Below are 21,912 nucleotides of genomic sequence, written 5' to 3'. Positions count from 1 at the left end.
TATTGTCGTTCCCAATATCTTACGATGCCTTGCCGACTACGGCAGCGGTCGAACAGTTATACATCTCAGACGTTCCGGTTCCGAAACACCAGATGATGTCGTTGTTCGCCATCGGACGGTAGGTGGGCTGGTCGCCATCGGTGTTGAGGCAGGTCACTTCGTTACAGGAATCCTGACCACAGCAATCACGATAGGCGATCATGTAGGAAGCGCCATCCTGCGGATTGTAGCAGCTGCCGATCCATGATGTCGGCGACGGAGCCGTTCCCGGCGGGCAGGTGTGAACGCCCCCACCGCAGGCCGAGCAGAGATTTCCATCAATGGCGCAGTAACGCCAGTAATCGCAGGCGAGCTCGTCCTTCGCCTGCGCTTTGGCACCGAAAGGCGTCATCGCTTTCGGCTTCGCGGTCGCGGCGCCGGCTCGGCTGACCGGCAGCAGCATGAAAGTGGGAACTGCTGCGACAGCGCCCCCCAGTTTGGTAAGCACATCACGCCGCGAGGTGCGACCAGCGATCCGTCGCACGACGGATTCGGTCAGGCGATCAAGTAATGAACCCTGTTTGTTGTCAGACGGCAGCATGAGAAATCACTCCTGTCTCCACGTGTGCCGGTCGGGGAGCCTCTGGAACAGTGTCCAGCAAATCCTCGATCTGACGCCGTGTATTCACAATATCCTTGACCCGGATGGTGCCGCGCTCATCAAGCAGCACCAGTGCGGGCAGACGGTTGATCTGCAGGACCAGTCCGAGTTCCACTCCCGTCAGAAGTGGAATCCCCTGCATTTCAGGGCGACTGGCGACCATGTCTTTCAGTTCGGGGACCGGACCGTCTCCCACGAACAGCAACTCGAAACCTCTGGCCGTGGCCACGTCACGGGCAATCGGAATCACCCGCTTGCAGACAGGACATTCCGGAGCCACGAACAGCAGCATCTGGCGATGTCCGGCCTGCAGTGCCTCTCCGATCACGACCGGCCGATCCTCCAGTGTATGCAGGACAAGACGCGGGACGACCTGCCCCACATCAAGGCCGGGCCGCGCTTCCTGCGGACCGATCGGTGCCATCCGTTCGTGCAGCACGCCGATCTGCCGGGCCAGCGCCAAAAGCATTACGGCAACGCCGAGAATCAGAAGAGTCAGCACGATCTGCCACAGAATGAGAGCCAGCGTCATGCGTGCTCTCCTGCCGTGACCGCCGCATTCCCGGAAGGCAGGGCATGCAGCGCCTGCCACAGCACCCAGAAAGCAATCCCGCAGCCGGTTCCTTCCAACTGCAAAGCAAGAGCTTCATGGCCGCCTGCAATGACAGGAAGCAGAGCAGGAAGAGCGCAGCCCAGTGTCCGGAAAACCAGCCCCCAGGAAAGCGTCTCACCTTTCTGCCCCGGCGTGCAGCCACAGGATATTTCCGTGTGCCCCCGCATCATGTTGATGCCCATCGCCAAAGCGAAAACCACCAGCATGAGTGCAGCAAGCAAGGCACCCACTGAACGTCCCAGCCCGGAGAGCAGCAGCGCGCCGGTCAGAACCTCGACGACAGCCAGCCCCCATGCCACAGCCTCGAATGACCATGACGGCAGCAGCCGGTATGACGCCAGCGTTCCTAGAAAGAGGTCATGTTCCCGCAGTTTGGCCAGACCGGCCACGAGAAACATCACCCCCACGCCACCCGCGCAAAAAGCCGAAAGCCCGTCCATCATCATGAATGATGACGAACTCATCCTTCACCGGGCGCGACCGTGAAGATCAGCGCGCCACCGAGAGCCTTCATCTTGTGGAGGAGCTTGCCGCTCTTCGCATCAAGCATGAAGAAATCGCCAGTCTCTTCGTCAGTCGCGAACATCAGGGGGTTGTCATCCTGCGTCACGCCGACCATCGGGCTTGCAACCGGGAGAACCATGCGACGAACACGCTTGTGGGTCTCGGTGTCATACACCCAGACTTCGGAACCAGCGTCCTTGTGGGTCCAGAAGGTTCCCTTGTGCATCAGGACATACAGCTCGTGACGGCTCTTGTGCAGCGCGGACATCTGCCAGCCACCGGGACGCCACGTCACCTCGAAGGGTTTGGCGGAATCAGGTGCGGCTTTCATGCCGGCGCCTTCCTGCAGCGACCACGGCTTTTCGACCGTTGCATTGACGCCCAGCGTCGTCGGATAGACCTTGCCGGTGTAGCTGATGAACCACGCCTTACCGTCCTTCGTCACAGAAGGACTCTGCTCGAAGATACCGTCGTGATCCGGCTCGAAGAAAGGCGCGCTGTGGGTCATGGACGGCTTTCCGTCCGCCCCGAGGCTCACATTGGCCAGCGTGCCATCCGCGCAAAGCGATGAAAAGCCGCTGTTGCCCCACGGATAGATCAGGGCGCAACCCGGCACATCGACCGTCTGGGTAACCTTGTGCGTGGCGGTATCGACCACTTCGACACCGCTGCCGGGGCTCATTTGATAGACATAGACGCGGGACGCATCGGCACTGATGGCAAGATCGTTGCGCTTCGGCGTGACCAGAGCGCGGGACGGCAGCTTTTCATCCGCCGTGATCTTCAGCGTTCTGGCGTCATATTCGGCCAGCAGATCGTTGCGCTCACCGCGATTTCCACGCTCCCACGTCGTTTCACCGACATAGAAATGGCTCGCGTCCGGCGTGAGGGTGACATTCGCATTATAGGCGGCCTGCACCATGCCCATCAGACGCCCTTTATCGGCGTCGATCACATAGGCGCGGCCATCCTTATTATGCTGATAGACTGCGTCCACGACCAGAATCGTGTGCGGCGACCACGGAGCCAGCGTGGTGACATCGCTTTGTTCCGTCTGCAGAATGGGTTCGTCCGCCCGTGCTGTCGCCGTTGCCGCGAGAAGGGCAACACCGGTCAGAAGCGAACAGAGAAAGGCTGTACGACGGCCTTTCGGATTACAGAGATGCGGAAGCGTCATGAGACTCATTTCTATCGGTTTCGCAACGGCCCCGATATTACCTCCCGGACATCTTCCCGCAAGCTGAATTGTCGTTTTTATACATTTCCGGTTCGTTTTTTTACCAACAAACTGGCTCTGCTACGGAAATAGTATGGTGGTTTAACCCCCACTTTTCCGAAGAAACAGGGTTTATGCGATGCTCCCGTGCAGAGGAGATGAAGGCCGTGCCATGGTCCGGAAATAGCGATGCGGACATGCAGATCTGTTCCCTGACGGCCAAAATCCTACTCATGAAACCAAGCGTTTGACACAAGGCATCCTGCCCCCACATGGCTTCGGTCGTGATGGCAACTCCATCATCGCCAGATTGTCTGCCTGTGTCGGCGTGGACGTGTCTCGGATTTTTTCGTGATCCAAGAGGGCTCTTCCACCGCAGGGTGGAACATGCGTCGCGACAACATATCAATGCCGGCAGCGAGACACACCTAGACCTTCGACATCCAGAGATATGTGATGTCAGCAGCGTATTTCCGGTTGGTTTCCGTCGTGATAAGATTCTGCTTGAGCAGGATCGGTTCAAGAGCAAGAGGAGTGGCCGTGCCAGCACTGCCCGTTATCCAAGGTGGTGCGCTGCATGCGATCACCCTGAATCACCACCTGCGAGCAAGTGAAAGGTGTTTTCACGGATCAGAGGGCCTACGCAACGATGCCCTACAGGCCGCCCCATCATCCTGAGTTCTTCTGTCATGCGTGGCCGTCCATAGCATTTGGCAACTTTAACTTTTGAACAACACGGATATGGACCCGCAGAGCTTCGTCCTGCCTTTTGCGGAAGAAGACGAGACGTTTGCATCAGGCCCGGAAGCCACAGTCACTGACGCCAAACAGGCGACAGATACGCTCATGCGGCCAAGAGTGCTGACAACGGGCAATAAATGCGAATGTCACGGCTTTTGTCGCGCGAAGAACTGCGTCGGCCCTTTCCCCCCCCCTAACCTTCTGCAGTCGGAGGCTCTCACAATAGGGCTTCGCATCGTCCCACAAGAGTATGACACAGCCCACTCGCTGCATCAGAAGATGGCGATGCGTCCTGCTCTTGTGCATCACGCGTCCACACCTTCAGCCGTCGAACACGCACCTGGACCTTCGCCAAGCCGCTCATGCGAAAGGCCAGTGCTCAGCGCCAGACAAACCGCCTCACGCTTGAACTCAGTCTTTGTCGCTCTCCCTTTATACCCATCACTGAGCTTTAACGAGCCGGAACAAAACCGTGACATATCCATCATTCTGGCAGCACAAGATGGATCTCACGTCAGTCTGTTTGTACAACTTAAAGCCGGGGGAGCCTGTCTTGAATGCGAATGAACTTCGGGCGGAACGCCAAAAGCAGCATCCCTCCACTGGCATTTATTTACATTATCATCTAGTTCTATACGCTGAATTTCGGAGAATGTTAGGCTTTTTATTCAAGCTGTAAGCCGGATGAAATTGCGACTCTGTGGGAGATAGCGGACCCAGGATGATCGAAAAAAATGTCTGGATATCCGTCCGCAAATCAATCCTGACCGGAGCAAGTGATGTCACACTTCATCAACATCGAGACGGAATTAGACCTCAGTTCTGTCAATGACCCTTTCGACCTCATCATTGTCGGAGGCGGCGCTGCTGGCCTGACCATGACGCGCGAGCTTTCCGGGCAGAATCTTCGTATCGCAGTCCTCGAAAGCGGCGAGTTCGAAGAGACAGAAAAGCATGAGGCACTCAATGCTGTCGAAACCTCGGGCATACTGGACAATCCGGACATCCAGGCCGCGCGAAAGCAGCAGAACGAGCCTCAACTCAACGTCTGGACGGTGCAGACACAGAAATTCGGTGTGCGTTGCCGCGTGCTCGGCGGCTCGACTGCTGGCTGGGCAGGCAAGGTAGCACCGTTCGATCCCATCGATTTCGAGCAACGCCCCTGGATCGCAAATTCTGGCTGGCCAATCGATGGCACGGACTTGGCACCCTACCTTGATCGTGCAGCGCGCCACCTTGACTTGGGCCCAATGGTTCAGGGGAGCGGATTCTGGCGCATGGCGGCCCTGACAGAGCCGTCCGAGATTGCGGCATTGCACGATTTTGATGCCTTTTTCTGGCAGTTCGCCCGCTCCCGTCACTCGCTGACCGACGTCATGCGCTTTGGCCCGGACTTCCGGCGAGAGCATCACGCCAACGTCACCGTATTCCTCAATACGACCGTGGCATCCATTGTGATCACTGACGGGGCCGTGGAAGGCGTCAAAATCGTCTCGTCCCTGAGTGGCCGCGCGGTGGGGACGATCCGTGCCCGTCGCGTCGTACTGGCCGCTGGCGCCATTGAGAACGCGCGTCTGCTGCTGCTCTCGCCGGGCGCCGATCACGGTCCGGTCGGGCGCTACCTGACCGATCACCCCAGCGTCTCGCTCGGCGCTTTTGATAGCGCACACATGGATCGGGCAGCGCAGGTTTTGGGCTTCTACCCACTGCGCGAACATTACCGTTCGTTCATGTATTCCTGCGGCCTGGCTCTTAAGCCCGACCGGCAGCGCGAATATCACATGCCCAACATGGCGGCCTTTATGGCCGTTGGAATCGCACACGATGATCCATTGCGCGCGCTCATGCGGCTGGCCAAGCGCACAAGCGCGGCCCCATTAAAAGACGTGGCGACCGTCGTGAGTAACGTGGGCGTCATTTCTTCGGCGATGGGAAAGAAGTTCCTTAACTATGAACGCATTCCGGAGCGTTTACGTCGCCTGCTCGCTGATATTGTCGTTTTCCTCAATGCCAACATGGTCGCACGCGAATTTATCGGCGGCGGCCGCGGACGACAGCTCGCCAGTGTAGGTCTGAGCGTCATCGCCGAACAGCCACCCGAAGCCAGCAACAGGATCACGCTTTCTGAACAAACTGACCATCTTGGTCTCCGTCGCGCCCACGTGGAATGGGAATTACCTGATAGCCTGCGCCGGAATATCGTGATTTTCGGCAGGAAAATCGCGGCCGATCTGGAGCAGGCCGGCATCAAGGGATTCCACATTGATCCCGCGCTATCGGACCCGGACGGGCGCTCGCTCTTGATTCACGACATGGCGCACACAGCGGGGACGACCCGTATGGGTCTCGACCCCGAGACGAGCGTGGTCGACGCTGAGCTGGCGGTTCATAACGTGCGCGGTCTGTCGGTTGCAGGCGCCTCGGTCTTCCCGACCAGCGGCCATGCAAATCCGACATTGGTGATCGCAGCGCTTGCCATACGCTTGGCTGATCGCCTGAAGCGAGAAATTTTCGAGGAAAAGATAGGTAGTTTGGCACAACCGGTGGATACCGATTCTTCGCGGCCTCTTGCAGTCATCACCGGCGCTACCGGCAATCTTGGCCGCAATCTGATTGACGTGCTGATCAAAGCTGGCTGGCGCATTCGCGGTCAGTTCCGCAACACGGTTCCTCAACATGATCGTGTCGAATGGGTACGGTGTGATTTTGCCGATCCCGACCTGCCTGACGCGGCGTTCGACGCTCTCGTTCAGGGTGCGGATGCGGTGATCAACCTCGCCGCCGCCACCAACGACGTGTCCGAAATGATGGTCGCCAATGTCACCAATCTCGATCGACTGGCACAAGCCTGCGTGCGTCAGGGCGTGCGTTATTTTGGGCAGGCCAGTTCGATGGTGGTCTACGGCTCCCCACTGACAAAGGTCGTGAGCGAGGATGCTCCGCTGATCGACCTCGATCAGCCATTGCACACACAGTATTTTGCTGAACCCTACATGCGTGAATATGCGAAATCCAAGATCGAGGGCGAAGCAGTTCTGGCAAAGTATCGGTCCGATCTGCATGTTGACATCTATCGGATCGCGGTGGCAGCCGGCGATAAGTTTCTGGAAGAGTCGCTCAACTGGAGCCGCGGAAGGAAAGCTATTGCACTGTACCGCAATAGCCACTTCATTGCCCCCCATGACGTGGCGCGCGCCATTGTCCATTTGATGAGTTCTCCTGCCTCATCATCAAAAGGCATTGAAGTCTACAATATCGCCAATAGCGACTCTCCGACCTTTACTCAGGTCTACCGCGACGCCGGACGTAAGACGGGACCTTATATTCCGTTCCTGTTCGACCTGTTAAAGGGTTTTAAGACGAACAAAGGCTTCAGCCGCCGTCTGCCGATGGGTGCCTTCCGCCTCGACGACAGCAAGTTGCAGGGAACGGGGTTCCGGCACGCGCCACGGTCGTGATGAGATTTTGTGTGATGGTCCGGGCACGATGCATACCGCCTTCGTGCGCGATACTCTGAAGCAGACGCTCAACAGGCTTGTCCCCGAGAGGCAAGCCTGTTGGTGCATCCCTTGAACAGGGTCTCCAATACGTTGCCATTCGTTACATGGAACGTCAGGTCGAAGCTGAGATCGAAATGTCTGTCGGGCACGACGACAGTCCGCTCGCCGCAAACACCAACGGTCTGTTCAAACCCAAGGTGATCCGCAGACACAACCCATGGCAATTCTTTTAGACCGCTGAATGGATAACTCTCGAATGGGTCGACTAGTTTAACAATCTCTGCATCCTCGAGGCAGCCCCCCAATCGAGGCTGACCGACAATATTACGTAGTTATGCCCTAAATTCTCATAGCTACGTCATTTGGTTAAATAGGTATTCGTTAACTCTAATGTATTTCACATTACACTCCCTGACTTCATCTGACTTTACTTCAAAATACCTACAGTTTCGGGAAGGATTTCATGCTGTCATCCAGTAACGCCTTGTGAGCCGGTTGACCGTTCATCCCCAAGCCCGATTTTGAGTTCTACAAAACTCACTGATCTCTTAAATGCCGGCTCTTTTTCCACACCCAAGATATGAACACTTCTTAAGAAACACACCACTGCGGGAGATACAGGCCCGTAACAACGGATAACCGCCACTCACCCCGGATCATTGCTGATTTTGCAGACTCGCAGTCAGAGCGCATAGTCCCCGACGTTTTGCGGGAAACATACATCCCGTGACGGAGGCCATGCCTGCCACCGCCGATTTTCGGGTATCCCGCCTCTGAGCCTAAAGCCTCCGGGGAGAGTGGACTACCTGCCGTCAATGCCGCTGCGGACCGTCCACGACGCGCACACCGCAACCGGATCAAAGGAGTTATCATGACTGTCGGTCGTTTTCCGCTGACACGCCTGCGCCGCAATCGGCAGGATCGTTTCACCCGCCGACTTGTGGCCGAGAACATTCTTTCCGTGGATGACCTCATCTGGCCGATCTTCGTCATGGAAGGCACGAATGCCGTCACTGACGTGGGCTCCATGCCGGGCGTCCAGCGTGTCACGCTCGACAGGCTGGCGGCTCATGTCGAGACGGCAGCGAAGCTGGACATCCCTGCCCTCGCCCTGTTTCCCATCACGCCGACAGAAGTCCGCAACGAGAAAGGGTCGGAGGCTCTCAACCCGGACAACCTGATGTGCCGGGCTGCCCGCCTGCTCAAGAAAGAATTTCCCGGGATGGGACTGATCGGCGACGTGGCGCTCGATCCCTACACGGATCACGGTCATGACGGGATCATCCGGAACGGTTACGTCGTCAATGACGAATCCGTCGATATTCTCAAGGTGCAGGCGACCAATCAGGCGGCTGCCGGCATCGATATTATCGCACCCTCCGACATGATGGACGGGCGTATCGAGGCGATCCGGCGCGATCTTGATGAAAATGGTCTGGTGGACACGCGGATCATGTCCTACGCCGCGAAATATGCCAGCGCCTTCTACGGCCCTTTCCGCGATGCGCTCGGTTCCGGCGGCATGCTGAAGGGCGACAAGAAGACCTACCAGATGGACCCGGCCAACTCCGACGAGGCCCTACGCGAAGTAGAGAGCGATCTGCTCGAAGGTGCGGACATGGTCATGGTCAAGCCGGGGATGCCCTATCTCGACATCATCCGTCGCGTGCGTGACCGTTTCGCGGTCCCGACCTTCGCCTATCAGGTGTCGGGCGAATACGCGATGCTGATGGCGGCGATCCAGAACGGCTGGCTGGACCATGAGCGCGCGGTGATGGAGAGCCTGCTGGCGTTCAAGCGTGCTGGCGCGAACGGTATTCTGACCTACTTCGCCATCGAAGCCGCCCAGCGCCTGAAGGGCTGACGCACTGCCTCTCAAGGGCTGTTTCCCGTCAGGTCCGGTTTCGTCCTGACGGGAAATGCCCGTCTCCGGTTGCTGTTGCGCGACAAAAAAAGCAACATACAGTTACAAAGCAGAGACAAGAAAAGATCAAAAAATGTCCTTTATCAGCCATTTTCCTACATATCGCGTCTCACCGCGATCAATCCGGAATGTAACACGTAAGATACATATGAGATACGGAGCACGCTCTTCAATCTCATGAGACCGTGTCCCGGATGACTTTGCAAAACTTTCGCCTTCATGCAGCCCGCCTTCTGCGCGCGGCCGCATTCTTACTCTCAGCGGCGACCCTGCTGCCTGCGGTCATCACTCCAGCGAAAGCCGCGCCACTCCCGGTCATCGCCGTCAACCGGGAAATCGGCCTGTCCGTAACCGGCAATTTCCAGGACCTCACGAGCAACAGCGGTCATAATGACAGCTATAACTACACCACCCCTTACTGGGAGGAGCACAGCAAGTCCTCCGGGTCAGAGCGCAACCACGTAAGCGGCTGGACTCCCGGCTTTCGGGTCGACGGACAGTATATGTTCGAGACCGCTGTCATTAAGCATGTCTATGCAGCGGCCTCCTTCAGTCTTGATGACGGGGAGGTCGACGACAATTACAGTACACACTGGCATGACTCCGGGGCAGTCTACAATGATCAGGAGCGCGGTAAGACCGGTGTGAACAGGTCGAACATCAATGTGAGGGGCGAATTCGGCAAGGGCTTCCTGCTCCTTGACGACCACCTGCTCATCACGCCGACCATACAGGGCGGTTTCACGGCAGGCGGCTCCAATACTTTTACAGCGTTTGGCAAAGGATATGTCGGGCTGGCACTTCACGCCGATTATGCCATCACCGAACGTCTCGTCATCCGCGGACGCGTAGGCTGGGCGCAGTTTCTCGACACACACAGTTATTTCTACAACAATCCACGACGTTATGCGGGCGCTTCCCGCCCTCAGTGGAGCGGGGATATCGGGCTGGATTACCGTATGACGGACCGTATCCATCTGACAAGGGGCGTCAGCTATACCTATCTGAATGATGGTCGGGCAAAAGAAACACAATCAGATAGGAACCTTTACTTCAACAACTCCCAATCGAGCCGGGGCATCTCCTGGTCCAATGGTGTTCAGTTGCGTCTTGGCGCTTCTTATCAACTCTGAGGAAAGAGGCGCTCCTCACACGCTCTTCGATTGACGGAGCGGGCGACCTTTCGCCATTATCGGGCGTTATGGAACAGGATGCCGGGAGCGTTCACTTCAGAACAGAAGGCGGGATGATCGGGTCCCGTCCTTGTAACAGGATACGGGAGACAAAAGCGCAATGACTTTTTCGTCCCGTCACCCGCAATTTTTCTATACGACCGCCCCCCAGCCCTGCCCCTATCTGCCGGACCGACTGGAACGCAAGGTCGTCACCGACCTGTCCGGCCCCAATGCGGAAACACTGCATGACCGGCTGTCGCGCGCAGGTTTCCGCCGCAGTCATGCCATCGCCTATGCCCCTGTCTGCAATGGCTGCAATGCCTGTGTGCCCATTCGTATTCCGGTGACGCGATTCATCCCCACCCGCACCCAGAAACGCATCCTGAAAGCCAACGTCACGCTGGAAGGGTTCGAAGTGCCTGCGAGGGCGACTGCGGAACAGTTCGTGCTGTTCCGGCAGTATCAGACGGCGCGTCATGCGGACGGCGACATGGCGGGGATGAATTTTTCCGACTATCGCTCGATGGTCGAGGATACACCCATCGACACGTTCATCGTGGAATTCCGCACGCCGGAAAATGAGCTGATGATCGTCAGCCTCGTCGATGCGCTGAATGACGGGCTGTCAGCCGTTTACAGCTTTTACGATCCCACAGTCGTGAATCGTTCGCTGGGCAGTTTTTCGATCATGTGGCTGATCGAGCAGGCCAGACGGCGCCGTCTTGAGTATGTCTATCTCGGCTACTGGATCGCCCAGAGTCGCAAGATGGCCTACAAAACGAATTTTCGTCCGGCGGAAATCCTGTCCCGTGGCGCATGGCGCGATCTCGAAACACAGGATCTGCCGCAAGAGACCGACCCGCAGTAAACGCACGACGTGTTCGTGGCGCTCTGTTCATGAAGCGCGCCTAACCGGTTCATGAATAACATCTCATGATGCGTGAAGATTCTGCGAAAACTGCAGCATCTTCAGGAACCTCCCGATCCGGTCCCGTGACAGGTCAGGCATCCCTCTCTAGTCTCACACGTCAGAACCCGTATGCGACCCATCGCAGTTCCGGAGACATGATTATAATGCGCATACTTCTCGTTGAGGATGACCCGACAGTCCGCGGCTTCGTCGTCAAGGGCCTGATGGAAACGGGGCACCTTGTCGAGCAGGCCGACAATGGCAAGGACGGCCTATTCCTTGCGGTCAGCGAAAAATTCGACGTCATCATCCTTGATCGTATGCTGCCCGGCGGCATCGACGGGCTGCGGATTCTGGAAACGCTCCGCGCCCAGACCAATGCGACGCCGGTAATCATCCTGTCGGCCCTCGCGGATGTGGATGACCGTGTCGCGGGGCTGAAGGCGGGAGGAGATGATTATCTCACAAAACCCTTCGCTTTCTCGGAACTTCTGGCCCGGGTCGAGGCGTTGGGGCGGCGCGGACGCAATGAAGCCGCGCCTCAGACCAAACTGGAAGTGAAGGATCTGGAGATGGATCTGCTGTCCCGCACCGTGAAGCGGGAAGGACAGAAGATCGATCTTCAGCCGCGTGAGTTCCGTCTTCTTGAGTTCCTGATGCGCCATGCCGGGCAGGTCGTGACCCGGACCATGCTGCTGGAAGGCGTGTGGGATTATCACTTCGACCCACAGACCAATGTGATCGACGTGCACGTCTCGCGCCTGCGCCAGAAAGTTGACAAGCCGTTCGAGCAGCCGCTGATCCATACCGTGCGGAATGCCGGCTACATGCTACGGGCTGACTGAGGCGAATTCGGGATGAGGTGCCACTGTACCCGTGCGTCTTCTTTCCCTCTGCCGTCAGCAGGCTGTTGGGGTTGAAGCACGCAATGGAGCAGTCCTCTTCCCGGCGCAGTCATTTTCTCCGCTTTTCCCTGCGCTCCCTGCGTAATCAGGTGGGTGGCCTGCGCTCTGCGGGTGTCCGCTTCGCGCTGGGTTACGCCATTCTGTTCTGGGTTTCCGCGGGACTGTTTCTGTCAGTCATCTGGTGGGGCACGGCGAGCCTGCTTCAGCGGCAGGTCGAGGCCTCCGTCGCCGCTGACGCGCGATCCCTCTCCGAGCGGTGGGCGGATGGCGGCCTTTCGGCGCTTGCGATCACGATCGAAGATCGCCTCGAAGACAATGTCGATGACGACGCCCTTTATCTCCTCGTGGATCAGCATGCCGAGCGCATAGCGGGCAATCTGCCTTCCTGGCCGGAAGCCGTGGCCATGAGCAATGTCTGGTATCAGCTCACCATCCGCCGTGCAGGCGTGCGTGGTATTGCGGAGGTGCAAGCCTTCGATCTCCCCAAGGGATACAGGCTTCTGGTCGGGCGGGATGTCCGTGGACGCTCCACTCTCCGCCATCTGCTTACCGATACGCTTTTCTGGGCTTGGGGGGTCATCACGGTCCTCACGCTTATCGGGGCGTTCCTTGTCCGCAGCATGTTCCGGCGTATGATCTCTTCCATTGCCCGCACGACTTCAGCCATCGCGCATGGCGACATGGATCGCCGGATGCCGGTATCGGGGCGGGGCGATGAACTGGACGAGGTGGCTGAAGCCATCAACGAGATGCTGGAGCGCATCACGCGGCTGATGGATGGCGTAAAGCAGGTTTCGAACGCCATCGCGCATGATCTGCGGACGCCGATCACCCGTGCCCGTGCCCAGCTTGAATATGCGGCTCTGCATGCGAAGGACGAAAATACCCTACGCTCGGCTATTGAAGAGGGTGTTGCGGATCTCGACAACATCACGGCCGTATTTGAGGCTCTCCTCCGCATTGCCCAGATCGAGGCGGGATCGCGGCGCTCCGCTTTTGCGACCTTCGATCTCATTCCCGTGCTTCAGGATATCGCGGAGCTTTACGAGCCACTGGCCGATGATCAGGGCATACGTCTTGTGCTGCGAGCGCCGGACCATGTCGAGTTTCACGGTGACCGCTCGATGATCCAGCAGGCTGTGTCAAATCTGATCGACAACGCCATCAAGTTTTCACCGCCAAACGGAACGATCACACTCTCTATCGCAACAGGGTTCGATTTCGGCTCCGATGACAGATCGTCGGGGCGTGTGGTCACGGTCGATGTCAGCGATCAGGGAATCGGCATGAGCCCGGCTGACATGGAGCGTGCGTCCGAACGCTTTTTCCGAGCGAACGCAGCGCGCAACACGCCCGGATCAGGACTGGGCCTTTCGCTGGTGCAGGCCATCGTCCAGTTGCACGGTGGCTCCCTTCGCTTCGTGCTGCAGGACCCGGGACTTTCCGTTCAGATGCGCCTGCCCCTTCCCGAAGAAAACGGCAAAAAACAGGTTCCAGATATGACGGAGGATTCACAGACTTCCCACCCGCCAGACAGGCGCCCCCTGCTAGAGATACAATCATGAAACGAGCCGTTTTTGTGATTGCCGCCCCTGTTATGCTGGTTTGTCTGTGTGGCGCCGCAGCAGCACGGGCAGGAAGCCTTTCGCCGGGCGCGTTGTTCGCTCAGGAGCCGACACACGAATTTTCGCAGCCTGTGGCGCAAACGGCCGCCGTCATGCGGGAAACCGGCTCCGGGGAGGGCTCCTCCGGTCCGGAATACGGACTGGATGTCACGTCCGACAGCCGGGCCTATTGTGTTCGCCTGATGCGGTCGATTGACGAACACGAGAAAGAAGCCACATCAACAGTGATGACGCTTCGCCATGAGGGACAGCGTCTTTGCGCCGAGGGTTATGTTCGCGTCGGCGTAACCCGGTTGCGGGAAGCACTTGCTATCCTTAAAGGCAGGAATATTCGTAAATGATTCGCAGAAAATCACTTTTTGCCACCGCCACGACCTTCTGTCTGGCGGCCATTCTGGCTGGCCCGGCTCTGGCTGCCGGGCAGGATACCGAGGCAGGCACGACACGACTGACCATCAGCGGTTCAGGCTCGGTTGACGCTGCGCCCGATATGACGACCGCCACTCTTCTTGCCCAGAATGAAGCGGCGAAAGCTGTGGACGCGCAGGCCAGAACCAACACACTCGCGCATCAGACCATTACCACAGCCGAAAAAATCGCCGGTATCAGTGTGCAAAGTGAATCCTATCAGGTTTCGGAAAACAGGTCTGACAACAAGGCCCCGTCATGGACGGCACGCCAGACAATTCAGGTGAAGGCAAAAGATGCCGGTGCTCTGCTCGAGCTTGTCGGCAAACTCCAGGCAAACGGACTCTTGCTGGAAGGCGTTGAGTGGTCGCTCTCTCCTGAGCACCAGAAACAGCTTCAGAGACAGGCCGAACAGTCCGCGGTCAAAGACATGAAAGACCGTGCGGACGCCATCGCTAGCGATCTCGGGATGAAAGTGGCCTCAATCGCCACTCTTTCAGTCAATGAACCGATGCTGATGCGGCCGATGGCCATGATGGCACGGGTCGCTATCGCGGCACCGACGATGCGCCCTGACGACCAGACCGTGTCCGCCACAGTTCAAGCAACGGTGCTGCTGAAAAACTGATCACCCATCCGTGATGGCGAAATCATGTCCGCCAAACAGCGATGCCTAGATCCTGATGAAAAAACAGGAACCCGCCGAGGAGGAAAATCGTCCCCTCTTCCTCCTCGGACAGATTGTAATCCCGGTCGCTGCGAACGATCAGGGTGAAACGCTGGCCCCCAGGACCTTGAGGAACTGAGAAAGCCACGCGGGATGAGCGGGCCACGCCGGAGCCGTCACAAGCTGGTCGTCCGTCACGGCTTCCGTCACCGGAATATCAACATAGGTGCCGCCCGCCAGTTCGACTTCCGGGCGGCAGGCCGGATAAGCCGAGACCTTACGGCCCTTGACCATCCCGGCGGCTGTCAGGATCTGGATACCGTGACAGATGCAGGCAATCGGGCGATCGGAAAATGCCTTCACCAGCGCGAGGACTTTCGGGTCAAGCCGCAGATATTCCGGCATACGTCCGCCCGGCACGACAAGACCGATATAGTCGTCAAGCGCGATCGTATCGAAATCGGCAGTCAGGGCGAAATAATGCCCCGGCTTTTCGCTATAGGTCTGACCACCCTCGAAATCGTGGATGGCGGTGATGACCTTATCGCCCTTCTTCTTCCCCGGAGAGACGACATCGACCGTGTAGCCCACCATGGTCAGCGCCTGATACGGCACCATGATCTCATAATCCTCGACGTAGTCACCAGCCAGCATCAGCAGCTTGATTTCGTCAGCCATGTCGGTCTCCTTATTTCTCGTTCAGGCGCGGCATGAGTTCCACGAAGTTGCAGGGCAAATGCCGGTTATCGAGCTGGAACACCAGAATATCGTCCCAGCCATCCTTCACGGCGCCGGTTGAGCCGGGAAGAGCAAAAAGGTAGGTGCCCTTCGCCACGCCTGCCAGCGCACGGGACTGGATCGTGGAGGTGCCTATCTTTTGGTAGGAGAGCATCCGGAACAGTTCCCCGAATCCTTCGATGCGTTTTTCAAGAACACGCTCGAAGGCTTCAGGCGTCACGTCCCGTCCCGTCACGCCGGTGCCGCCGCTGGTGATCACCACGTCGATTTCAGGATCGGCAATCCATGCCTCAAGCCGGGCGGCTATGCGGCCGGCATCGTCCGGCTCGATGGCACGGGCGGCGAGTTCGTGACCCGCTTTTTGAATCCGCTCCACGAGCGCCTGCCCGGAGGTATCGGTTTCAGTTGTGCGTGTATCGGACACCGTCATCACGGCGATCCGAACAGGCAGAAAGGGTCTTGATGTATCAATGCGCGTCATGCGCACAGCATATCCCCGGGGGAAGGCGGGGCGTCAACAAAAGCCCCGCCTTCCCGGTCAGATATAATGTTCGGCCAGCGGTGCGAACCCGTTGAAGCGGGTCGCGCAATAGGTCGAGACATAGGCACCCGTGCCGAGTAGCTCCACACGATCACCGGACTCGAGCGAGAGCGGCAGTTCGTAATGGGTCTTTTCGTACAGGATGTCCGCACCGTCACAAGTCGGCCCGGCCAGCGCGACCGGTCCGGTTGCACCCCCGTCCCGTGGCGTGCGGATGGCGTAACGGATCGCCTCGCCTTCCGTCTCGGCCAGTCCACCGAAACGTCCGATATCGAGATAGACCCAACGCGGACCACCTTCACGGCCACGCTGGCTGACCAACACGACCTCGGCAGAGACCACACCAGCGGCTCCGGCGATGAAACGACCCGGTTCCACCAGCATTTCCGGCAGGGCATTGCCGAAATGCTTCTTCATGGCCGTTGAAATCGCTTCACCGAAATTGTCGATGTGCGGCACGTCCTCGCGGTAACGGATGGGAAATCCGCCACCGAGATTGACCATACGCAGGTCGAGTCCGGCTTCGGAAAGATCCGTCACCAGTCCGGCCACGCGGCTGATGGCCATCTCGTAGCTTTCGGTTTCCACCTGCTGGCTGCCGACATGGAAAGACAGGCCATAGGGATCGAGACCGAGATCACGGGCGCGCAGCATCAGTTCGCGGGCGCTCTCGACCGTCGTCCCGAACTTGCGGGACAGCGGCCATTCGGCACCGTAATTGTCGACCAGAAGGCGGCAATAGACCTTCGAACCCGGCGCATGACGGGCCAGTTTCTCCAGTTCTTCGGCGCAATCGAAGACAAACAGGCGCACACCGGCTTCATAAGCGGCACGGATGGCGCTGACCTTCTTGACGGTATTACCGAAGGAAATGTCATCGGCATCCGCGCCTGCGTCGAGGCAGATCTCGATTTCTTCCCATGACGCCGCGTCAAAGCTGGAGCCGAGGGATACGAGGCGATCGAGGATCTGGCGCGCCGGATTAGCTTTTACAGCGTAATAGATGCGGGCCAGCGGGAGCGCGACCTGAAGGGCGCGATAACGGTTTTCCACCTCATCGACATCGACGACGAGACAGGGTGTTGCGGGTTTATTTTCCGCGAGAAATTGCGATATTTTGGGTGTCATCGCACATATCCCTTGCTGGCCTGCCAGATTTAGGATCCATGGCAGGCTGTGTTGCGAAACGGTCTAACGGACCAGCGACCAAGACTGAATCCCGAGGGATCCCAGTTGCCAGAACGCTTGACGTCGTTGCGTAACCTCAGTGGGCCAGTGGCACGTGCGTTGCTGCGTAGGAGAGGGCGTATGAAGGTATTTTCCGTCGAATGCAACAGAAATTTTTGCTTTTAAAAAAACTGGCAAAAATGTTCATTACGCCTTTAAAGACAATGTAACTTTGATTCACTTTAACGGAAATGTTCCGCGCGAACATTCGGACCAGCTTCAGGCTTCGTCCCTCTCCGATAAGCCGCGCACATGATGAGACGCGCTCCATTCCCGGCATTGGAACCAAACGTATTGCTCCGGGCTTTATCAAGACGCACAGCTTGAAAGGTGTAGCAGACCCTATGAGTTCCACTCTGTCCGAGGCGCCCGGCGACGCGGCACAAACGGCCTCCTCACCGCTGGAAGGTAAGTACGTGCTGCCCTCACCGAGAAGCCTGACGAAAGCGGACTGGAAAGCGGTTTGCAAATCAACCGTTTCGGCCATTGTGTCCGGCCCCACGACTCTGGTCGCGGCTGGTTGCGCCTTCTATGCGACGCTGGCTCTCTTTCCGGCTATCAGCACCCTGATTTCGGTCTATGGCCTCGTCTTTGACGTCCAGAGCGTGGCGACCCAGCTTGAATCGCTGCGGCAGCTAATTCCGCCGGCCGCCTTCGTCATCATTGAGGACAGAATCCATGAACTGGTCTCGGTCCCTCATAGTTCGCTGACCCTTAACCTCCTCATTTCCACCACCATTGCCCTCTGGTCTGCATCTGCCGGGATCAAGTCGATCCTTTCGGCCCTGAACATCGCCTACGGCACGACGGAGACACGCAATTTTCTGTCCTTCCAGGCGCTGGCGATCACGTTGACTCTCTCAGCCATTCTGGAGGTGTGCGTCGGGGTTGCCATCATGGTCGCCATCCCGATCCTGTTCAATCTGCTGCCCGTGATCCTGCGCGTAGACCCGCCTCCCGGTTCTATTGAACTCGGTGTCCGGCTGGCGGGCCTCGCCATCATGGCGACCCTCATGATTCTGGCCTATATGATCCTGTATCGCGTGGGACCAAGCGGCCACCATGCAAAATGGCGCTGGGTCGCACCCGGAGCGATTGCCGCGACGTTCATCTGGCTCTTCGCTGCGTCCGGATTTTCTTACTATGTGGCCAACATCGCCAGCTATGGCTCGACATACGGACCTCTTGGGGCTTTCGTCGCCATCATGATGTGGTTTTTCGTAAGTGCCTGGGTGGTTCTTCTCGGCGCTGAATTCAACGCGGAACTGGAAGCGCGGGCACAATCAATTGACAGGAAAATTCTACGTATCTGAATGCTAAAAAGGAATGGCGATAGTTACGACGCCATTCCATCGACCACTTCCAGCAGCCCCTAAAATATAGTTGGAGCTATTCGGCAGGCTTTCTTATTCAGGAGCCTGCGCAACTTCAACTGCCTCTTCATTCGTCAGAGGCCTGACTGTCACATGTGCCACGCCTTTGCTCAGCATCCCCAGTTCCTGAGCAGCAGCATGAGAGAGGTCAATGATACGGCCGCGTGCGAACGGACCACGGTCATTGACCGTTACGACAATGGCTTTGCCGCTCTCTTCCGACCGAACCAGAAGCTTGGAGCCGAGAGGCGCTGAAGGATGGGCGGCAGTCAGCTGCACGGGGTCGAAGCGCTCGCCGTTAGATGTCCTGCGCTTCGCGAATCGACCACCATACCAACTAGCCATTCCGTGCTGAATTTGATGGCCAGCCGAAGCGACTTCGGCACTTCGGCGGGAGAGCGCGGCGCGAACCGATGAGGCCCACGAAGTCGGGGGAGAAGCGGCATCAGCAAGAAGCGATGCCTTCTGCGGGCTTGCAGCTCTGGCCGACATGCCACTACTCGCATACAGCAGCGTCAGAACAGCCAGAAATCCGGAACTTTTTTTGCCACGCAGAAAAATCACCCGTTCACCTCACCCTTTGTGGACGACACCTCAATAGAACTGACAGGGAGGCAAAAAACAAGCTCATGCAGAGCCCGACCTCCCCTACTGGTGTAAATTAGACCTCTATCCTCTGAATATTCCGTATAATTTTATATCAGACTAGCAAGCTCACTTTTTCTTTCTTCATGAAACATGAAAACGGCATTTTTCTGTTCTGATCATGGAAATCATCGTCCTTTACTGCACACGGCAAGCCCAGCGCATCCAATGGAATTCACTGCAAACACTTGGAGCCGAAGAAGGGTCGTGCTAACGGCGCGCAATCATGGAAAGTCCCCTCATCGCCATTCTCAACGGCCCCAACCTGAACATGCTCGGCTTGCGGCAGCCGGAAGTGTACGGCCGCACCACGCTGGATGACGTCGAACAGCTCTGCGCGCAGGTTGCCGAGAAGCTGGATGTCGGCATCGATTTCCGCCAGACCAACGGCGAAGGTGAACTGATTTCCTGGGTGCAGGAGTGCCGGGGGCGAGCGCAGGGCATCATCATCAACCCTGCCGGATACACACATACTTCCGTCGCTCTTCTCGACGCGCTGCTGGCGGTCGATCTGCCGGTGATCGAAGTGCATATCTCCAACATCCACAGACGCGAGCCGTTCCGGCACCACTCTTATGTGTCAAAGGCGGCCGTGGGCGTCATCTGTGGTCTGGGCGTTCAGGGCTATGCCCTCGCCCTGCAGGCCATGACAGACATCATCATGAACGAGGAAACGCAATGAGCCGACTGCTCGTAGACGCAGATGCCATACGGGCACTCGCTGATATCCTGACCGAAACGGGACTGACGGAAATCGAGGTCGCCGAAAAGGACAGCCGTATCCGCGTCGTCCGCGCTGGCACTACCGTGGCGGCCCCTGTCCAAACAATCGCCGCACCTGTGGTCTCGACTCCTGCCGCCACGCCGGTCGCAGCGGCTCCCGCCGATCTGTCAAAGCATCCCGGCGCGGTCAACAGCCCGATGGTCGGCGTGGCCTACCTTGCTCCGGACCCGTCTTCTCCGCCGTTCATCACGGAAGGCCAGACGATCAGCGTGGGTCAGACCCTCATGCTGATCGAAGCCATGAAGACCTTCAACCAGATCAAGGCAACGAAGGGCGGCACGATCAAACAGATCCTCATCGCGTCCGGCGATCCGGTTGAATTCGGCCAGCCTCTCGTCATCATTGAATGATGTTTTCCAAGATCCTCATCGCCAATCGCGGCGAAATTGCCCTTCGTGTCCTGCGGGCCTGCCGTGAACTGGGCATCCGCACGGTCGCGGTTCATTCCACAGCCGACGCCGACGCCATGCATGTACGCCTCGCGGACGAGGCGGTGTGCATCGGTCCGCCTGCTGCGCGCGAATCGTATCTGAACGTGGCGGCAATCCTCTCAGCCGCCACGATCACGGGCGCGGAAGCGATCCATCCCGGCTACGGTTTTCTTTCCGAGAACGCTGACTTCGCGGAAACCGTCGAAGCTCACGGCCTCGTCTTCATCGGCCCGACGGCGGAACATATCCGCACGATGGGAGACAAGATCAGCGCCAAGACCACGATGGAGGCGCTCGGCGTTCCTCTGGTGCCCGGCTCGGACGGCGAACTGACCAGCATTGAAGAGGCTTATGAAGTCGCGGATCGTGTTGGCTACCCGGTTCTGATCAAGGCGGCAGCCGGTGGCGGTGGACGCGGCATGAAAGTCGCGGAAACAAAGGCCGACCTCGCGGAAGCGTGGAGCGTGGCGCGCACGGAATCACTGGCGGCGTTCGGCAACGATGCGGTCTATCTCGAAAAATACCTCGATCGTCCGCGCCATATCGAATTGCAGATCCTTGGTGACATGCATGGAAATGTCGTTCATTTCGGGGAACGCGACTGCTCGCTTCAGCGTCGTCACCAGAAACTGCTGGAAGAGGCAGGCTCCCCTGCCCTGACAACGGAACAACGTGACGAGATCGGCGCGACGGCAACGGCGGCTCTCTCCAAAATGGGCTACCGGAACGCGGGCACGCTCGAATTCCTGTATCAGGACGGCCAGTTCTGCTTCATCGAGATGAACACACGTCTTCAGGTCGAGCATCCAGTGACTGAAATGGTCTGCGACGTGGATCTCGTTCGCGAGCAGATCCGTATCGCGGCAGGCGAATCTCTTGGCTACACGCAGAAGGACATCACCTTCTCCGGGCACGCCATTGAATGCCGTATCAATGCCGAGGACCCGGATACATTCATCCCGAGCCCCGGCACGGTGACGGTGTACCATCCGCCGGGCGGCCTTGGCGTACGGATCGACAGTGCGGTCTATGCCGGATACCGCGTGCCTCCCTACTATGACAGCATGATCGCCAAACTGATCGTGCATGCGCCGACCCGCGAGGCTGCCATCGCCCGCATGAGCCGTGCGCTGGATGAACTGGTGATCGAAGGCGTGAAGACGGTCGCACCGCTACACCGTCGCATCCTTGCCGATCCGGAGTTCCGGAAGGGCGATTACACCATCCACTGGCTGGAAAACTTTACAGCTCGCGGAAAGTAATCCACCCCACGGCTCTCCTTCCAACCTTCTGCAAAAGTACAGGAAGGAGAGCCGTGATATTCCATTTTCTGGCGGTTTTCCGC

Annotated in this window: 20 protein-coding genes; 12 read left to right on the top strand and 8 right to left on the bottom strand. The window is 58.0% G+C overall.

Features of this window, described 5'->3' with window-relative positions; all coding sequences use genetic code 11:
• Positions 1-19: 19 nt before the first annotated feature.
• The 4 genes from mauA to GOB81_RS09815 are packed head-to-tail and all read right to left on the bottom strand — an operon-like array spanning position 20 to position 2,943.
• On the bottom strand, positions 20-580 hold the full coding sequence (mauA, locus tag GOB81_RS09830) for a methylamine dehydrogenase (amicyanin) small subunit (protein ID WP_173570245.1): 561 nt from the start codon (positions 578-580) through the stop codon (positions 20-22).
• On the bottom strand, positions 567-1,172 hold the full coding sequence (locus GOB81_RS09825; protein ID WP_173570244.1) for a thioredoxin domain-containing protein: 606 nt from the start codon (positions 1,170-1,172) through the stop codon (positions 567-569). The genes mauA and GOB81_RS09825 overlap by 14 nt, the downstream gene beginning before the upstream one ends.
• Positions 1,169-1,717: a MauE/DoxX family redox-associated membrane protein gene (locus GOB81_RS09820; protein ID WP_242010172.1), complete on the bottom strand. Its 549-nt coding sequence runs from the start codon at positions 1,715-1,717 to the stop codon at positions 1,169-1,171. Before GOB81_RS09820 ends, GOB81_RS09825 begins: the two co-directional genes overlap by 4 nt.
• Complete coding sequence (locus GOB81_RS09815; protein WP_173570243.1) at positions 1,714-2,943, bottom strand: amine dehydrogenase large subunit; 1,230 nt, start codon at positions 2,941-2,943, stop codon at positions 1,714-1,716. Before GOB81_RS09815 ends, GOB81_RS09820 begins: the two co-directional genes overlap by 4 nt.
• A gap of 1,649 nt (positions 2,944-4,592) precedes the next feature.
• Here GOB81_RS09815 and GOB81_RS09810 point away from each other — a divergent pair.
• The 8 genes from GOB81_RS09810 (at position 4,593) to GOB81_RS09775 (ending at position 14,789) form a co-directional block, all read left to right on the top strand.
• Positions 4,593-7,172 carry a GMC oxidoreductase gene (locus GOB81_RS09810; protein ID WP_198912109.1) on the top strand — a complete coding sequence of 860 codons (2,580 nt, stop codon included), beginning with the start codon at positions 4,593-4,595 and terminating at the stop codon, positions 7,170-7,172.
• A 913-nt stretch (positions 7,173-8,085) separates the two neighbouring features.
• Positions 8,086-9,078, top strand: coding sequence for a porphobilinogen synthase (hemB, locus tag GOB81_RS09805; protein WP_173570241.1), 993 nt, complete (start codon positions 8,086-8,088; stop codon positions 9,076-9,078).
• 254 nt (positions 9,079-9,332) lie between these two features.
• On the top strand, positions 9,333-10,271 hold the full coding sequence (locus GOB81_RS09800) for a hypothetical protein (protein WP_173570240.1): 939 nt from the start codon (positions 9,333-9,335) through the stop codon (positions 10,269-10,271).
• A gap of 160 nt (positions 10,272-10,431) precedes the next feature.
• Positions 10,432-11,181, top strand: a complete 750-nt coding sequence (locus GOB81_RS09795; RefSeq protein ID WP_173570239.1) for an arginyltransferase — start codon at positions 10,432-10,434, stop codon at positions 11,179-11,181.
• 206 nt (positions 11,182-11,387) lie between these two features.
• A complete protein-coding gene (locus tag GOB81_RS09790; protein ID WP_173570238.1) occupies positions 11,388-12,068 on the top strand; it encodes a winged helix-turn-helix domain-containing protein in 681 nt (226 codons plus the stop codon).
• 83 nt (positions 12,069-12,151) lie between these two features.
• The gene (locus GOB81_RS09785) at positions 12,152-13,693 is read left to right on the top strand and encodes a sensor histidine kinase (protein ID WP_173570237.1); all 1,542 of its coding nucleotides are present in this window, start codon (positions 12,152-12,154) and stop codon (positions 13,691-13,693) included.
• Positions 13,690-14,094, top strand: coding sequence for a hypothetical protein (locus GOB81_RS09780; RefSeq protein ID WP_173570236.1), 405 nt, complete (start codon positions 13,690-13,692; stop codon positions 14,092-14,094). The genes GOB81_RS09785 and GOB81_RS09780 overlap by 4 nt, the downstream gene beginning before the upstream one ends.
• Entirely contained in the window at positions 14,091-14,789 is a 699-nt protein-coding gene (locus tag GOB81_RS09775) for an SIMPL domain-containing protein (protein ID WP_173570235.1), read from the top strand. Before GOB81_RS09780 ends, GOB81_RS09775 begins: the two co-directional genes overlap by 4 nt.
• 138 nt (positions 14,790-14,927) lie before the next feature.
• Here the strand turns inward: GOB81_RS09775 and GOB81_RS09770 are convergent, their stop codons facing one another.
• The 3 genes from GOB81_RS09770 to GOB81_RS09760 are packed head-to-tail and all read right to left on the bottom strand — an operon-like array spanning position 14,928 to position 17,235.
• Positions 14,928-15,506, bottom strand: coding sequence for a DJ-1/PfpI family protein (locus GOB81_RS09770; protein ID WP_173570234.1), 579 nt, complete (start codon positions 15,504-15,506; stop codon positions 14,928-14,930).
• A gap of 10 nt (positions 15,507-15,516) precedes the next feature.
• Entirely contained in the window at positions 15,517-16,047 is a 531-nt protein-coding gene (gene moaB, locus GOB81_RS09765; protein ID WP_173570233.1) for a molybdenum cofactor biosynthesis protein B, read from the bottom strand.
• Positions 16,048-16,104: 57 nt separating this feature from the next.
• Positions 16,105-17,235: a type III PLP-dependent enzyme gene (locus tag GOB81_RS09760; protein ID WP_173570232.1), complete on the bottom strand. Its 1,131-nt coding sequence runs from the start codon at positions 17,233-17,235 to the stop codon at positions 16,105-16,107.
• Between the two features lie 443 nt (positions 17,236-17,678).
• Here GOB81_RS09760 and GOB81_RS09755 point away from each other — a divergent pair, with 443 nt between their 5' ends.
• Entirely contained in the window at positions 17,679-18,647 is a 969-nt protein-coding gene (locus GOB81_RS09755; protein ID WP_173570231.1) for a YihY/virulence factor BrkB family protein, read from the top strand.
• A gap of 93 nt (positions 18,648-18,740) precedes the next feature.
• Here GOB81_RS09755 and GOB81_RS09750 read toward each other — a convergent pair whose 3' ends face one another.
• On the bottom strand, positions 18,741-19,271 hold the full coding sequence (locus GOB81_RS09750) for a septal ring lytic transglycosylase RlpA family protein (protein ID WP_408736918.1): 531 nt from the start codon (positions 19,269-19,271) through the stop codon (positions 18,741-18,743).
• Between the two features lie 307 nt (positions 19,272-19,578).
• On the opposite strand from GOB81_RS09750, the gene aroQ reads away from it, so the two are divergent.
• The 3 genes from aroQ to accC are packed head-to-tail and all read left to right on the top strand — an operon-like array spanning position 19,579 to position 21,829.
• On the top strand, positions 19,579-20,034 hold the full coding sequence (aroQ, locus tag GOB81_RS09745; RefSeq protein WP_173570230.1) for a type II 3-dehydroquinate dehydratase: 456 nt from the start codon (positions 19,579-19,581) through the stop codon (positions 20,032-20,034).
• Entirely contained in the window at positions 20,031-20,486 is a 456-nt protein-coding gene (gene accB / locus GOB81_RS09740) for an acetyl-CoA carboxylase biotin carboxyl carrier protein (protein ID WP_173570229.1), read from the top strand. The genes aroQ and accB overlap by 4 nt, the downstream gene beginning before the upstream one ends.
• A complete protein-coding gene (gene accC, locus GOB81_RS09735; RefSeq protein WP_173570328.1) occupies positions 20,486-21,829 on the top strand; it encodes an acetyl-CoA carboxylase biotin carboxylase subunit in 1,344 nt (447 codons plus the stop codon). Before accB ends, accC begins: the two co-directional genes overlap by 1 nt.
• Positions 21,830-21,912: the final 83 nt, after the last annotated feature.

The sequence above is a fragment of the Acetobacter conturbans genome, assembly GCF_011516755.1.
Taxonomy (GTDB): Bacteria; Pseudomonadota; Alphaproteobacteria; order Acetobacterales; family Acetobacteraceae; genus Acetobacter; species Acetobacter conturbans.
This window is presented reverse-complemented; position numbering and strand designations above follow the sequence as displayed.

What these genes read in the sequence shown, in the direction of transcription:
- mauA (WP_173570245.1), bottom strand. Translation starts at nt 580, where the DNA reads ATGCTGCCGTCTGACAACAAACAGGGTTCATTACTTGATCGCCTGACC.
- GOB81_RS09825 (WP_173570244.1), bottom strand. Translation starts at nt 1,172, where the DNA reads ATGACGCTGGCTCTCATTCTGTGGCAGATCGTGCTGACTCTTCTGATT.
- GOB81_RS09820 (WP_242010172.1), bottom strand. Translation starts at nt 1,717, where the DNA reads ATGAGTTCGTCATCATTCATGATGATGGACGGGCTTTCGGCTTTTTGC.
- GOB81_RS09815 (WP_173570243.1), bottom strand. Translation starts at nt 2,943, where the DNA reads ATGAGTCTCATGACGCTTCCGCATCTCTGTAATCCGAAAGGCCGTCGT.
- GOB81_RS09810 (WP_198912109.1), top strand. Translation starts at nt 4,593, where the DNA reads ATGACGCGCGAGCTTTCCGGGCAGAATCTTCGTATCGCAGTCCTCGAA.
- hemB (WP_173570241.1), top strand. Translation starts at nt 8,086, where the DNA reads ATGACTGTCGGTCGTTTTCCGCTGACACGCCTGCGCCGCAATCGGCAG.
- GOB81_RS09800 (WP_173570240.1), top strand. Translation starts at nt 9,333, where the DNA reads ATGACTTTGCAAAACTTTCGCCTTCATGCAGCCCGCCTTCTGCGCGCG.
- GOB81_RS09795 (WP_173570239.1), top strand. Translation starts at nt 10,432, where the DNA reads ATGACTTTTTCGTCCCGTCACCCGCAATTTTTCTATACGACCGCCCCC.
- GOB81_RS09790 (WP_173570238.1), top strand. Translation starts at nt 11,388, where the DNA reads ATGCGCATACTTCTCGTTGAGGATGACCCGACAGTCCGCGGCTTCGTC.
- GOB81_RS09785 (WP_173570237.1), top strand. Translation starts at nt 12,152, where the DNA reads ATGGAGCAGTCCTCTTCCCGGCGCAGTCATTTTCTCCGCTTTTCCCTG.
- GOB81_RS09780 (WP_173570236.1), top strand. Translation starts at nt 13,690, where the DNA reads ATGAAACGAGCCGTTTTTGTGATTGCCGCCCCTGTTATGCTGGTTTGT.
- GOB81_RS09775 (WP_173570235.1), top strand. Translation starts at nt 14,091, where the DNA reads ATGATTCGCAGAAAATCACTTTTTGCCACCGCCACGACCTTCTGTCTG.
- GOB81_RS09770 (WP_173570234.1), bottom strand. Translation starts at nt 15,506, where the DNA reads ATGGCTGACGAAATCAAGCTGCTGATGCTGGCTGGTGACTACGTCGAG.
- moaB (WP_173570233.1), bottom strand. Translation starts at nt 16,047, where the DNA reads ATGACGCGCATTGATACATCAAGACCCTTTCTGCCTGTTCGGATCGCC.
- GOB81_RS09760 (WP_173570232.1), bottom strand. Translation starts at nt 17,235, where the DNA reads ATGACACCCAAAATATCGCAATTTCTCGCGGAAAATAAACCCGCAACA.
- GOB81_RS09755 (WP_173570231.1), top strand. Translation starts at nt 17,679, where the DNA reads ATGAGTTCCACTCTGTCCGAGGCGCCCGGCGACGCGGCACAAACGGCC.
- aroQ (WP_173570230.1), top strand. Translation starts at nt 19,579, where the DNA reads ATGGAAAGTCCCCTCATCGCCATTCTCAACGGCCCCAACCTGAACATG.
- accB (WP_173570229.1), top strand. Translation starts at nt 20,031, where the DNA reads ATGAGCCGACTGCTCGTAGACGCAGATGCCATACGGGCACTCGCTGAT.
- accC (WP_173570328.1), top strand. Translation starts at nt 20,486, where the DNA reads ATGTTTTCCAAGATCCTCATCGCCAATCGCGGCGAAATTGCCCTTCGT.